This is a genomic window from Nocardiopsis nanhaiensis (assembly GCF_054778635.1).
The window spans coordinates 40,124-52,503 of record NZ_BAAGZJ010000007.1 but is presented as its reverse complement, the minus strand read 5'-3'; the positions used below and the strand labels follow the sequence as shown (position 1 = coordinate 52,503).

General features: G+C 71.5%; 14 protein-coding genes. 7 read left to right on the top strand and 7 right to left on the bottom strand.

What is annotated here, in order from left to right:
* The first annotated feature begins 205 nt into the window (after positions 1-205).
* Entirely contained in the window at positions 206-841 is a 636-nt protein-coding gene (locus tag ACYVD1_RS04965) for a hypothetical protein (RefSeq protein WP_460768363.1), read from the top strand.
* Between the two features lie 43 nt (positions 842-884).
* Here ACYVD1_RS04965 and ACYVD1_RS04960 read toward each other — a convergent pair whose 3' ends face one another.
* Both ACYVD1_RS04960 and ACYVD1_RS04955 read right to left on the bottom strand, forming a co-directional pair.
* Positions 885-1,526 carry a response regulator gene (locus ACYVD1_RS04960; protein WP_460768360.1) on the bottom strand — a complete coding sequence of 214 codons (642 nt, stop codon included), beginning with the start codon at positions 1,524-1,526 and terminating at the stop codon, positions 885-887.
* Positions 1,523-2,809, bottom strand: coding sequence for a sensor histidine kinase (locus ACYVD1_RS04955; protein ID WP_460768357.1), 1,287 nt, complete (start codon positions 2,807-2,809; stop codon positions 1,523-1,525). Before ACYVD1_RS04955 ends, ACYVD1_RS04960 begins: the two co-directional genes overlap by 4 nt.
* Positions 2,810-2,975: 166 nt before the next feature.
* Here ACYVD1_RS04955 and ACYVD1_RS04950 point away from each other — a divergent pair, with 166 nt between their 5' ends.
* Genes ACYVD1_RS04950 through ACYVD1_RS04940 form a run of 3 tightly spaced genes read left to right on the top strand, consistent with a single transcriptional unit; the run spans position 2,976 to position 5,064 of the window.
* Positions 2,976-4,073 carry an ABC transporter permease gene (locus ACYVD1_RS04950; protein WP_460768355.1) on the top strand — a complete coding sequence of 366 codons (1,098 nt, stop codon included), beginning with the start codon at positions 2,976-2,978 and terminating at the stop codon, positions 4,071-4,073.
* On the top strand, positions 4,070-4,735 hold the full coding sequence (locus ACYVD1_RS04945; protein ID WP_460768353.1) for an ABC transporter ATP-binding protein: 666 nt from the start codon (positions 4,070-4,072) through the stop codon (positions 4,733-4,735). Before ACYVD1_RS04950 ends, ACYVD1_RS04945 begins: the two co-directional genes overlap by 4 nt.
* A gap of 29 nt (positions 4,736-4,764) precedes the next feature.
* Positions 4,765-5,064, top strand: a complete 300-nt coding sequence (locus ACYVD1_RS04940; RefSeq protein WP_460768351.1) for a hypothetical protein — start codon at positions 4,765-4,767, stop codon at positions 5,062-5,064.
* 49 nt (positions 5,065-5,113) lie between these two features.
* On the opposite strand, the gene ACYVD1_RS04935 is transcribed toward ACYVD1_RS04940, so the two are convergent.
* The 5 genes from ACYVD1_RS04935 to ACYVD1_RS04915 all read right to left on the bottom strand — a co-directional run bounded on the left by ACYVD1_RS04935 (position 5,114) and on the right by ACYVD1_RS04915 (position 9,643).
* Positions 5,114-5,920, bottom strand: a complete 807-nt coding sequence (locus tag ACYVD1_RS04935) for a putative hydro-lyase (RefSeq protein ID WP_460768348.1) — start codon at positions 5,918-5,920, stop codon at positions 5,114-5,116.
* 48 nt (positions 5,921-5,968) lie between these two features.
* The gene (locus ACYVD1_RS04930; RefSeq protein WP_460768346.1) at positions 5,969-6,934 is read right to left on the bottom strand and encodes a 5-oxoprolinase subunit C family protein; all 966 of its coding nucleotides are present in this window, start codon (positions 6,932-6,934) and stop codon (positions 5,969-5,971) included.
* Positions 6,862-7,473: a 5-oxoprolinase subunit B family protein gene (locus tag ACYVD1_RS04925; RefSeq protein WP_460768344.1), complete on the bottom strand. Its 612-nt coding sequence runs from the start codon at positions 7,471-7,473 to the stop codon at positions 6,862-6,864. The genes ACYVD1_RS04930 and ACYVD1_RS04925 overlap by 73 nt, the downstream gene beginning before the upstream one ends.
* Positions 7,474-7,538: 65 nt before the next feature.
* The gene (locus tag ACYVD1_RS04920; protein WP_460768341.1) at positions 7,539-8,315 is read right to left on the bottom strand and encodes a LamB/YcsF family protein; all 777 of its coding nucleotides are present in this window, start codon (positions 8,313-8,315) and stop codon (positions 7,539-7,541) included.
* 77 nt (positions 8,316-8,392) lie between these two features.
* Entirely contained in the window at positions 8,393-9,643 is a 1,251-nt protein-coding gene (locus ACYVD1_RS04915; protein ID WP_460768339.1) for an NRAMP family divalent metal transporter, read from the bottom strand.
* A gap of 182 nt (positions 9,644-9,825) precedes the next feature.
* On the opposite strand from ACYVD1_RS04915, the gene ACYVD1_RS04910 reads away from it, so the two are divergent.
* From ACYVD1_RS04910 to ACYVD1_RS04900, 3 genes are all read left to right on the top strand, one after another.
* A complete protein-coding gene (locus ACYVD1_RS04910) occupies positions 9,826-10,533 on the top strand; it encodes a GntR family transcriptional regulator (protein WP_460768337.1) in 708 nt (235 codons plus the stop codon).
* Between the two features lie 413 nt (positions 10,534-10,946).
* On the top strand, positions 10,947-11,495 hold the full coding sequence (locus ACYVD1_RS04905; RefSeq protein WP_460768588.1) for a type IV toxin-antitoxin system AbiEi family antitoxin domain-containing protein: 549 nt from the start codon (positions 10,947-10,949) through the stop codon (positions 11,493-11,495).
* Positions 11,492-12,379, top strand: coding sequence for a nucleotidyl transferase AbiEii/AbiGii toxin family protein (locus ACYVD1_RS04900; protein ID WP_460768334.1), 888 nt, complete (start codon positions 11,492-11,494; stop codon positions 12,377-12,379). Before ACYVD1_RS04905 ends, ACYVD1_RS04900 begins: the two co-directional genes overlap by 4 nt.
* Position 12,380: the final 1 nt, after the last annotated feature.

The window sequence follows — 12,380 nt, the reverse complement described above, 5'->3', positions numbered from 1 at the left end:
CACCGTCCTCACCTACTGCTCGGTTCCCGGTCCGGCCGGGCTTCCCCACAAGGGTTCCAAGCGGCGGTGGGCGGGGCACTGGGACGCGGCACCAACCTCGGGTAGGGCACGGCATACCCGGGGCGTACCGGCGAGGGGAACGGGTAACGCACGGAACGAGGACTTCACCCCCCCAGCCGCCCCACCCACCCCCGGGAGTCCGACCGTGAAGCTGTACGCCGATACCCCCGCCCGCGCCTGCCTCCAGCTCGCCTCCGACCTCTTCGCGCTCACCTGGGCCTTCCTCTGGGTCGCGGCCGCCCTGTCGCTGCGCGAGGTCCTGATGGCCCTCAACCGCCCCGGCGAGCTGATGACCAGCACCGGCGACGGGGTCACCGAACACATGAACACCGCCGCCGAGAACGTCGAGCAGGTCCCCCTCGCCGGAGAGGCCCTCGCCACGCCCTTCAGCGGCCTCGGCGAGACCGGCGAGTCCCTCAGCGCGGCGGGCGGCTCCTTCCAGGAGTCCGTGGGAACGCTGGCCTTCACGCTTCCGATGCTGGTAGCGGTCCTGCCGCTCTTCCTGCTCGCGGGGACCTGGCTGCCCATGCGGATGCGGTGGATCCGACGCGCCACCGACACCAAACGGCTCAGCGGGCTGGCCCCCGAGGCCCGTGCCCGACTCCTCGCCCTCCGCGCCCTGTCCTCGGCCCCCTCCACCCGGCTCATGGCGGTGCACGGCGACCCCGCCGGGGCCTGGCACACGGGCGAGCGGGAAGTGGTGGCCGAACTGGCCGGACTGGAACTGGGCCGGCTCGGCCTGCGCCCCGAACCGTCCCCGGAGCCCGGTCCGCGCGGATGACCCGAAACCCGGCCCAGAAGGACGGCCGAACCACCCGGTCCGCTCAGTCCACGCGGATGATGCCCCTCTGCAGGGCAGTGGTGATGGCCGCGGTGCGGTTGTCCACGCCGAGTTTGTCGAACACGTGAACGAGGTGCGTCTTCACCGTCGCTTCGCTGATGAACAGCTCGCGGGAGATCGCCCGGTTGGACATCCCCTTGGCCAGCAGCCGGAGGATCTCCAGCTCCCGGCCGCTCAGGGCGGGCCGCGGCGAGCGCAGCCGGTCCATGAGCCGGTTGGCGACGTCGGGGGCGAGTGCGGTCTGGCCGCGGGCCGCCGCGTGCACGGCGTCGCACAGCTGGTCCGGGGGTGCGTCCTTGAGCATGTAGCCGGTGGCGCCGGCCTCGACCGCCGCGAGGATGTCGGCGTCGGTGTCGTAGGTGGTGAGCACGAGGACGGGCGGCGGGGCGTCGAGTTCGGTGACCCGCCGGATCGCGGTGACGCCGTCCATGCCCGCGCCCATGCGCAGGTCCATGAGCACGATGTCGACGCCCGTCCCGGACCGGAGCCCGTCCAGGGCCTCCTGGCCGTCGGCCGCCTCGGCCACCACGTCCATGTCGGGGCGTTCGGCGAACATCGCCTTGAGGCCGTGGCGCACGACCGGGTGGTCGTCCACGAGCAGGATGCGCAGGGGCCGGTCGGTCACGGGCCTTCCTCCATCTGGCCTTCTTCCAACAGGGTCGTTTCCAACTGGTTCGTCTCCAGGGTCAGGGGCAGCCGGACGGCCACGGCGGTGCCCTCTCCCGGGGCGGACTCCACCTCGAGTTGCCCGCCCAGCGCGGCCACGCGTTCGCGCAGCGAGGCGATCCCGTACCCGGAGCCGTCCCGGCGCGCTTGGACATCCTCGGGCACGAAGCCCCGCCCGTCGTCGTAAACGTCCAGGGTGACCTCCTCCCCCAGGTAGCCGAGCGTGACCACGGCGGTGCCCGCCCCGGCGTGTGCGGCCACGTTGGCCAGGCTCGCCTGGGCGGCGCGCAGAAGCGCGACCTCGTAGCCGGCGGGGAGTTCGGCGGGGGTCCCGTCGGTCCGGAACCGGCAGTCGATCCCCTCGGTGCGCCCCACGCGTTCGCTCAGCCTTTCCAGGGCCTCGGGGAGGTTGGCCCCGGTCAGCGACGGCGGGGCGAGGTCCCGTACGAACCTTCGGGCCTCCGCGAGGTTCGTGGAGGCGCTCTCCCGGGCCTCGCCGATACGGAGGGCGGCGCGGTCGGGGTCGTCCGGGAGGGCGCTCTCAGCGGAGCGCAGCAGGAGGACGATGCTGGACAGGCCCTGGGCGAGGGTGTCGTGGATCTCCCTTGCCAGGCGCTCGCGTTCGTCGAGGACACCCGTGCGGCGCTGGAACGCGGCGAGTTCGTCGCGGGTGCGGGTGAGGGTGTCGATGAGTTCCCGGCGCCGCTCGCTCTCCCGGTGCAGGGCCGTGTACCCGGCGGCGATCGCCACCGCGGTCACCGCGCCGAGGACCGGGCCGAGGACCATCCCGGCGGTGAGGTCCCCGCTGTGCAGCACCTGGCCGAGAATCACCGAGGCGGTGATGACCACGACCGCGAACACCGAGTGGATGCCGCGCAGCAGGTGCAGGTGGAGGAAGAACAGCGGGAAGGCCAGCCACACGAAGTCCGGGCCCGCCCAGGCCAGCAGGGCCCACAGCAGGGTGACGGCCGCGAGCCACACCAGGGAGCGGGTGCGGTGCACGTCGTGCCGGGCGGCCATGGCCCCCGCGCAGTACACCACCCCGAGCAGGACCGCCACGCACACGACCGTCCAGTACACCCAGTGCGGATGGGCGGTGTCCGTGCCGGGCGGGGTGGCCATGTACCGGGCGGTGCCGACCACGAGCAGGAAGAGGAAGGAGGCGTGCAGGAGCAGCCTGAGCACCTGGAGCACCGTCGTCACCCCGGGCAGTTCGGGCGCCCACCCTCCGCTGTACCGCATCAGTGCAGCGTACGACGGGCGTGGCCGCCGGTACATCCATCGTTCGGTTGAGTCTTTTCTCCACCCCGGCCCGCGCGGGAAGGCTCCGTTCGCCCGATGCCGGTGATCTTGGATCCGGCGAGGCTGGAAGCACTGAAGCATTCCCTCTCCCGGAAGGAGGGCCGCCGTGTTCGTCGCCCTTCGTGACATCCGCTTCGCCAAGGGGCGGTTCGCGCTGATGGGCTCGGTCGTCGCCCTGATCACCCTGCTGATCGTCCTGTTGTCGGGGCTGACGGCGGGGCTGGCCGACCAGTCCACGTCGGCGGTCAGGAACCTGGCCGCCACCCACATCGCCTTCGGGACGTCCGGTGACGGCGCCCCCGAGGAGTCCTACGCGGACAGCACCGTCACCCGTGAGCAGCTGGACACCTGGTCCGGCACCGAAGGCGTGGACTGGGCGGAGCCGGTCGGCATCACCCAGAGCCGGGTGGAGCTGGACGACGGCAACGGCACCGCGGCCGCGCTGTTCGGTGTGGCCGCCGGCGGCCCGTTGGCACCCGAGGGGCTGGGCACCGGCGACGGAGCGGTGGTGAGCGAGGAGATCGCCGAGGAGTTCGGTATCTCCGAGGGCGACGCCCTCACCGTCGCCGGGACCGACCTGGTGGTCGACGCGATCGCCCCGACCGAGCACTACAGCCACGCCCCTGCGGTGTGGACCGACATCGGGGTCTGGCAGGACGTCGACCCCCGGGTACGGCACGCCGAGGGCGATGACGCACCGGTCGCCAACGTGGTCGCCTCGCAGGTCAGCCTCGAAGAGGCGGCGGGCGCCGCCGACGATGAGGCGGGCACCGTTTCGGCGACCCTGTCCGCCAGCCTCCAGGCAATCAGTTCGTACTCCTCGGAGAACGGCTCGCTGATGACCATGCAGGGCTTCCTGTACGCGATCTCCGCCCTGGTCATCGGTGCCTTCCTGACCGTGTGGACGATCCAGCGCAGCGGGGACATCGCGATCCTCAAGGCGCTCGGCGGCTCCACCCGCTACCTGCTGCGCGACGCCCTGGCCCAGGCCCTGATCGTGATGCTCGTCGGCACCGCGGTCGGCGGCGCCGCGGGGGTGGGGCTGGGCGCCCTCGCCGGGTCCGTCCTGCCGTTCTCCCTGACCGCGGCCACCACGCTCGGCCCGGTCGCCGCCATGGTCGTGCTGGGCATGCTCGGCGCGGTCCTGGCCGTGCGCCGTATCACCTCCGTTGACCCGCTGACTGCCCTGGGAGGCGTCCGATGAGCCTGGAACTGAACAACGCGACCCTCACCTACCCCGACGGCGACGGGGTGGTGAAGGCCCTGGACCGGGTGTCGGTCCGGGTGGACGCCGGTGAGCTGGCGGCCGTGGTCGGCCCGTCCGGCTCGGGCAAGTCCAGCCTGCTGGCAGTGGCCGCGACCCTCATCCGGCCGGACTCCGGCACCGTGCGCGTCGGCGGACGGGAAACGCTGGGCCTCCGGCCCCGTGAACTGGCGGAGCTCCGCCTGAGCGAGGTGGGCATCGTCTTCCAGCAGCCGAACCTGATCGGTTCGCTCACCGCTGTGGAGCAGCTGATGGTCACCGAGCACATGCGCGCCCGCCCCCTCCGGAAGGCCCGCACCTCGGCGCTGGAGACCCTGGCGGCGGTGGGGCTGTCCGGCAAGGAGCACCGGCGCCCGCACCAGCTCTCCGGAGGCGAGCGCCAGCGGGTGAACATCGCCCGTGCCCTGTCCGGCCGCCCGAGCGCGCTGCTGGTGGACGAGCCGACGGCGGCGCTGGACCACGACCGGGGCGCCCGGATCGTGGACCTGCTGAGCGAGGCGACGAGGACGTTCGACGTGGCGACGCTGATGGTCACCCACGACACCGAGTACCTCGGTGCGGCCAAGCAGGTGTTGGAGATGCGGGACGGCTGCCTAAGCTGAGGGCCAGCCGAGAGCTCTGGAGCGGTCGCATGCGCCTGTCAGCACGGCGGGGACCGCAGGTCCCCGCACGCAACGCCCCGGTCTCCGTCCTCGCCCTTCTGGCGGTGGTCGCGGTGGTCGCCGCGACCGCTGGCGGCGGGTCCGGCCGGGCCCGCCGCTCGGAAGTGCGGGACGAGGAGCCGGAGGAGCGGGCTGAGGAACCGGACCGTTCAGCGGACCGACCGGTGCGTCAGGAGCCCCGGGGCAGGCCGGGTGTCCGCCTCCGGGGCGGCCGAAACCGCTCCCACCTGTCCTTCCCGGACGGGATGCGGCCACCGGACACGTCCTAAGAGGTTTCTGACAAGGGATGTTGGGCTCCCCTGCCTGTGTCAGCAGGCGCTAAGGGACCTGGTACCGGGAGTCCCGGGCGTCGGTGACGGCCATGTGGCCGGGGGCGTGGCCGATGGCGAAGTCGGGGGCGGAGGCCATGACCGCTGCCTGCGGGGTAACCCCGCAGGCCCAGAACACGGGGACCTCCCCGTCGCGGACCTCGACCGGGTCGCCGTAGTCGGGGCGGTCCAGGTCCTGGACTCCCAGCGCCGCCGGGTCGCCCACGTGGACGGGTGCCCCGTGGACGGCCGGGTAGCGGGACGTGACGCGGACGGCGTCGGCGACCCGGTCGGCGGGGACCGGGCGCATGGACACCACGAGTGGGCCGGAGAACCGTCCGGCGGGGCGGCAGGCCCGGTTGGTCTCGTACATCGCGGCGTTCGTCCCCGCCTCGATGTGGCGGACCGGTACGCCCGCCTCCAGCAGCGGGGCCTCGAAGGTGAAGCTGCACCCGATGAGGAAGCCCACCAGGTCGTCGCGCCACAGGTCGGTGACGTCGGTGCGCTCCTCGGCGAACTCCCCGTCCCGGTACACCCGGTAGGCGGGCAGGTCCGTGCGCAGGTCGCCGTCGAAGTCGGGAGTGGACACCTCTCCCGGCTCGGTGACGTCCAGCACCGGGCAGGCCTTGGGGTTGCGCTGGGCGAACAGCAGGAAGTCGAAGGCGAGGTCGTGCGGGAGGGCGATCAGGTTGGCCTGTGCGTACCCGGCGCTGTACCCGGAGGTGGGCACTCGCAGCCCGGCGCGGAACAGCGCGCGGGCCTCGCGGGGTGTGAGTCCGGCGGGGTCCTCGGGACGCTTCGGGGTTGCTCCGGTCATCGGGTTCCTCCACTCACGGTGCGCCTCACAGTACGGTCACGGCGCGCCTCACAGTACGAATCGGATGCGCGTTCCCGGGCGGGCCTGGGCCGCTTCGGGCAGGTCGGCGGAGCGCACCACCGCGATCACCGGGTAGCCGCCGGTCACCGGGTGGTCGGCCAGGAACAGGACGGGTTCGCCGCCCGGCGGGACCTGGAGCGATCCGGCGACCATGCCCTCGCTGGGGAGCTCGCCGTCGCGGGCGCGTTCCAGGGCCGGTCCGGCCAGCCGGGCGCCCACCCGGTCGCTGCGCGGGGTCACCTCGTAGGCGCCGGAGAGCAGGGCGGCGAGCGCTTCGCCGGTGAACCAGTCGTCGCGCGGGCCGGGCTCCACCCGGAGCGCCACCTCGTCGCCGCCCACCGGACCGGCGGGGACGTGGTCCAGGTGCGGGAACCCCTCGGGAGGCGGCCCGACCGGCAGGAGGTCCCCCGGGCCGGGGATGTCGGGTCCGAGCCCGGCGAGCACGTCGGTGCTGCGCGATCCCAGGACGGGAGGCACCGCCACTCCCCCGCGTACGGCCAGGTAGGAGCGCAGCCCGCGGGCTGGGGTGCCGAGGGCGAGTTCGGCGCCGTCGGGCAGGTGCAGGACCTCGTTGGCGGAGGCTCCGCGGCCGTCCACCCGGACCGGCGCTTCGGCACCGGTCACCGCGACCGTGACCGGACCGCGCGCCCGGACCCGCAGCCCGCCGAGCGTGGCTTCCAGTGCGGCAGCCCCCGGCGGGTTGGCGAGGAGCCGGTTGGCCAGCGTGTAGGAGCGGGCGTCGGCGGCGCCGGAGCGGCCCACGCCCAGGGCGGAGTGTCCGAAGCGGCCCGCGTCCTGCACCGTGGTCATCGGCCCGGTCGCCACGATCTCCAGGGCGCTCTTGGTCTCGGTGTTCTCCAATGCGCCCTTGGTCTCGTCGTTCACGCGACCTCCTCGAAGCGCACGCGGACCCCGGGGCGCAGGATGCCGGGAGGGTCGCGCTCCAGGTCCCATGTGACGGCGTCGGTGCGGCCGAGCAGCTGCCACCCGCCGGGCGAGCTGCGCGGGTAGACCCCGGTGAACTCGCCGGCGAGCGCCACGGATCCCTTGGGTACCCGGGTACGGGCCTCGCCGCGGCGGGGCACGTGCAGGCGGGGGTCGTCGCAGACCATGTAGCCGAAGCCGGGCGCGAACCCGCAGAAGGCGACCGTCCAGGTGGCGGAGGTGTGTGCGCGCACGACCCCGCTCGGGCTCAGGCCGGTGAGCCCGGCGATGTCGTCGAGGTCCTCCCCGTCGTAGTGCACGGGGATGGTGACCGTCTCCCCCGCTGCCTGGCCGGTCTCGGCGGTCAGCGGGAGTCCGGTGACAGCGGTGGCGACCCCGGCCGGGTCGGTGCCGGGCTCCAGCCGCAGCAGGACGGTGCGTGCGGCCGGGACGACGTCGGTGACGCCGGGCAGGGGGCGCGCTTCGAGGGCGGCGCCCAGGGCGATGACCTGGGCGAGGTCGGCGACCTCCACCAGAACGCCGGTGTCTGCGCACTTCAGGACGCGCACGGACGGCTTCCAATCAGAACGGAGGTGGTCTCAGGAACGGACGGGGTCTCGGGGCGGACAGGGTCTCAGGGCAGGACGGAGGGGGCCGTGGTGAACGGGGCGATGGTGACGCCCTCGGTGCGCAGCCGGTCGGCCACGGCGCGGGCGATGTCCACCGCGCCGGGGCTGTCGCCGTGCACGCACAGGGAGTCGGCCTGGACGAGGATCCTGGTGCCGTCCACGGCCTCGATGGGCTCGCCGTGGGCGATGCGCAGGCAGCGTGCGGCGATGGCGTCGGGGTCGTGCAGCACGGAGCCGGGTTCGCGGCGCGGGACGAGGGTGCCCTGGGGGGTGTAGGCGCGGTCGGCGAAGGCTTCCCGGTAGGTGCGCAGGCCCGCCTTCTCGGCCTGCTCCAGGAAGCGCGAGCCGGGCAGGCCGAGGACGGGCAGGCCTGGGTCGAAGGAGCGTACCGCTTCGACGACTGCGGCGGCCTGCTCGTCGTGGTGGACGATCGCGTTGTACAGGGCGCCGTGCGGTTTGACGTAGCGGACGCGGTCGTCGGCCAGCGCGGTGAAGGCGGACAGCGCGCCGAGCTGGTAGACCACCTCGTCGGTGAGTTCGGCGGGCGGGACGTCGACGAAGCGGCGGCCGAATCCGGCGAGGTCGCGGTAGGCCACGTGGCCGCCGACGGCGACGCCGCGCGCGGCGGCCTCCGCTGTGGTGCGGCGCAGGACCGACGGGTCACCGGCGTGGAAGCCGCAGGCGACGTTGGCACTGGTCACGGTGGAGAGCAGGGTCTGGTCGTCGCCGAGTTCCCAGCGGCCGAAGCTCTCGCCGAGGTCGGAGTTGAGGTCGATGCGCACGTCATCCTCCAAAGTTCTCTTACCCGTGGTGGCACCACCACGCTGTCACTCCCGGAAGCCTTCACTCCCGGAAGTTGTCACTGCCAGAGCTCGGCGATGCCGCCGAGGGAGTTGACCGCCATGTAGACGGTGAGGGCCCACGCCGCGACACCCGTGCCGAGCAGCCAGCGCGGGTAGCGGTAGCCGTTGAGCAGCGTCTCGGAGTGGCGTGCGGCGACCCACAGGAGGAGGCCCAGCCCGACCGGGAGGATCACACCGTTGAGCGCGCCGGCCAGGACCAGCAGCGTTCCCGGTGCCTGCCCGGAGACGAGGTAGATGGCCAGGGAGATCCCGATGAATCCGGTGACGAGCTTGCCCTTGTGGCGCTCCAGCCACGGCGAGAACGTGGTGACGAAGGAGATGGAGGTGTAGGACGCGCCGATCACGGAGCTGACGGCAGCCGCCCACATGATCATGCCGAACAGGCGCATACCGACCTCGCCGGCGGCCTGGTAGAAGGCCTCGGCCGGGGGGTTGGGCGAGTCCATGATGGCGACCCCGCCCGTCACCACACCCAGGATGGCGAGGAAGAGGAGCACCCGCATGATCCCGGTGATGATGATGCCGGTGACCGAGGTCTGGGTGATGGCGGAGATGTTCTCGCGGCCGCCCTTGCCCCTCTCGATGAGGCGGTGGGCGCCCGCGTAGCTGATGTAGCCGCCCACGGTGCCGCCGATGATGGTGATGGTGGCGAGGAACAGGTCGCTGCTGGCGGCCTCGGGGAGGACGGACTGGCGCACGGCCTCGCCCACGGGCGGGTTGGACACTACGGCCACGTAGGCGGTGAGGCCGATCATGAGCAGGCCGAGGACGACCAGGACGCGGTCCAGGGCCACGCCGAGCTTCTTGACGGCCAGGATGACGATCGCGATCACGGCCGAGATGACGGCGCCGATCCGCGGGTCGAGGCCGATCATGGCGTCGAGGCCGAGTCCGGTTCCGGCGATGTTGCCGATGTTGAAGACCAGGCCGCCGAAGACGATGAGGGCGGCGAGCAGGTAGCCGGCGCCGGGGAGGACCTTGTTGGCCAGGTCCTGGGCGCGCATGTTGGAGACGCCGATGACCCGCCAGATGTTCAGCTGGACGGCGATGTCGACCAGGATCGACACGACGATCGCGAAGGCGAACGCGGCGCCGAGCTGGGCGGTGAAGGTCGTGGTCTGCGTGATGAACCCGGGTCCGACGGCGCTGGTGGCCATCAGGAACATGGCGCCGAGCAGGCTGCTGCTCAGGGCGATGCGGCCGAAGCGGGGGCGCACCGGTGCTGGCGTTGGGGGGTTGTCTCCCATGGCTGGTTCTCCAGGGGTGCGGAGGTGTGTGACGCCAACCTCATCGTTGGATTGTTGAACAATACTTCAATCATGGGGGCTTGGTAAGGGGCGGGTCAGTAAAATCCCCGGTTCCCCTGTACGTAACATTGGTGGGACCACCCCGCCTGGCGTGGGCGCGCGAAGCACCCGGAGGAGCTCACTTGACGGCGACAGACGACCACATCGACCGGCTGCCCGCGCCCGCCCTGGCGCGCCCCTCCAGCCAGGCCGAGCGCGTCGCCGACATGCTCCGCGCCTTCGTCATCGACGGTGAGCTCGCCCCCGGGGTGCGCCTCTCCGAGGAGAAGCTCAGCCGCAAGTACGAGGTCTCCCGGAACACGCTGCGCGAGGCCTTCCGGCTGCTCAGCCGCGAGCGCCTACTGGTGCACCACATGCACCGGGGCGTGTTCGTCGGCCGTCCCACCAGCGAAGACGTCCGCGACCTGTTCAATGCGCGCAGGGCGCTGGAACTTCCCGCCGTGCGCGGTGCCGCCGAGGCACCGGAGGACCTGGTCCGGGCCGTGGGCGCCGCCGTCGACGCGGGCGAGGCCGCCCGCGACCAGGAGGACTGGTGGGGCATGGGCAGCGCGAACATGCACTTCCACGAGGCGCTCGCCGCGCTGGGGGGCAGCGCGCGGATCAACGAGTTCATGCGGCAGGTCCTCGCCGAGACCCGGCTGGTGTTCCACGTGATGGCCGCGCCCCGCGAGTTCCACGACCCCTACCTCCAGTGGAACCGGCGCATCCATCGGGCCTTGGAGCGCGGGGACGCGGCCACCGCGTTCGAGGAGCTCACAGAGTACCTGGACACCTCGGAGCACCAGCTGACCACGGCGTTCACCGAGATCGAGAGCGGCACCCGGGCCTGAGGGTGCGGGCGGGGGCCTGAGAGGGCGGCCCTGAGCCGGGACCCGGCCGACCGCGGTCGGCCGGAGTCGGCTGGTTTGCGGTCCGGCGGTGGTTCTTCTCCGCGGTCGGAGCGAGTGCGGGTTCAAGTCCCGCCACTCACCGATGCGGCAGGGGTGCACCCGGGTGTACGAACCCACCATGACCCGGCACCGAACCCCGCATCCCGGCCATCAGCAGCGATCAGCGGATGGACCGGACACCCCTGCTGGCCTGTGGAAGGATTGTCGAGAACCGCCGCCCGCTCCCTTCTCTACCCGCGTCCAAGCGGGTCCGTGGATCTCCCAGGCCGGACTTCTGGCTTGTGAAACAAAACGTATACAGATAATGTTACCTGTATACGGAACGGTTCACGGAGGTGAGCGCCTTGGAGATCGTGCGACCCCATCAGACGCCCGACCTCGGCATGTCCAAGAGCACCCTGTACCGCGCCGCCCACGACGGAGAGTACGAGCGCATCGCACGAGGCATCTACCGCTCCGCCGACGCACCGGCTGCGGACTGGGACTGGATCGAAGCAGCGACCCGCCGACCCGAGGCAACGATCTGTCTCACCTCCGCGCTGGCCTACCACGACCTGACCGACTCCATCCCGGACGCCGTGGACATCGCGATCCCGCGCGGCACCCGCATGCCGGCAACCCAGGCCGCGATCAAGTGGCACCTGTTCACGAAGCAGACCTTCGGCCTCGGCCGCTCTGAGATGCCCATTCCAGGATCAGAGCTGCGCATCGGCATCTACTCGCCCGAGCGCAGCATCGCGGACGCGTTCCGGCTTCGAGGCGACCTCGGGTACGAACTGGGCAGAGACGCCTTGCGCGAATGGCTCCGCCGCGGTGGCAAGCCAGCGCAACTCATGTCGGTCGCCGCCCGCCTTCCCCGGGCAAAGGGACCGGTCCTACAAGCCCTGGAGGTGCTCACGTGACCAGTGGCGACGAGGTGTTCCGGCAGATCCAGAAGAAGGCGAGGGCCGCCTCGGTCACAGAAGGCAGACCCGCACCGACCGCCGAATACCTCACCAGGCACGCGCTCGAATCCTTCCTCGACCGATTGACCCGAACGGCGCACAAGGACGACTTCGTATTGAAGGGCGGCATCCTGCTGGCCGTCTACGGAGTTCGCCGCCCGACCAAGGACGTCGACGCGGAGGCGATCAGGACCACGGTCACACCTGAGGTCATAACGCAGGTCATCCGTGACGTCGCTGAAGTCCAGGTCTCCGACGGCTTGGTCTTCGGCCTCGACACGATGAACGTGCAGGAGATCCGAGACCAGGCGGACTACCCGGGTCTGCGCATGCGGGTCACCGCCTACATCGGCTCCCAGAAGACCGTCGTCGCCTGGGACATCTCGACAGGAGACCCGATCGTCCCGTCACCGAAGCCGGTCAAAGTGCCCCGCATCCTCGGGGACGAGATCGAGATGCTCGGTTACGCCCCCGAGACAACGGTGGCGGAGAAGGGCGTGACGATCCTGGAACGCGGCATCGCCAGCACCCGCTGGCGCGACTTCATCGACATCGTCCAGTTGGCCGCGCAACACGGCCTCGACGAGGAGCAACTGCTGGAGTCCGCGCGAGCCGTCGCCCGCTACCGCAAGGTCGGACTCGGGCCGGTCTCACCCGTGGTAGAGGGGTACGGCGCCGTCGGCCAGACCAAGTGGAAGGCGTGGCGGCGCAAGGAAGGCGTTGAGGACATCAGCGAGGCCAGCCTCGACGACCAGATGGCGAAGGTCGCAGAAGTGATCGACCCCGTGTTCTCGCATGGTCCGGGAACCGCCAACACAAAGACATCGCCCACAAGAATCTAGC

Coding starts and splice junctions, on each gene's coding strand:
- ACYVD1_RS04955 (WP_460768357.1), bottom strand. CDS start 2,809: ATGCGGTACAGCGGAGGGTGGGCGCCCGAACTGCCCGGGGTGACGACG.
- ACYVD1_RS04945 (WP_460768353.1), top strand. CDS start 4,070: ATGAGCCTGGAACTGAACAACGCGACCCTCACCTACCCCGACGGCGAC.
- ACYVD1_RS04940 (WP_460768351.1), top strand. CDS start 4,765: ATGCGCCTGTCAGCACGGCGGGGACCGCAGGTCCCCGCACGCAACGCC.
- ACYVD1_RS04935 (WP_460768348.1), bottom strand. CDS start 5,920: ATGACCGGAGCAACCCCGAAGCGTCCCGAGGACCCCGCCGGACTCACA.
- ACYVD1_RS04930 (WP_460768346.1), bottom strand. CDS start 6,934: ATGGGACCTGGAGCGCGACCCTCCCGGCATCCTGCGCCCCGGGGTCCG.
- ACYVD1_RS04915 (WP_460768339.1), bottom strand. CDS start 9,643: ATGGGAGACAACCCCCCAACGCCAGCACCGGTGCGCCCCCGCTTCGGC.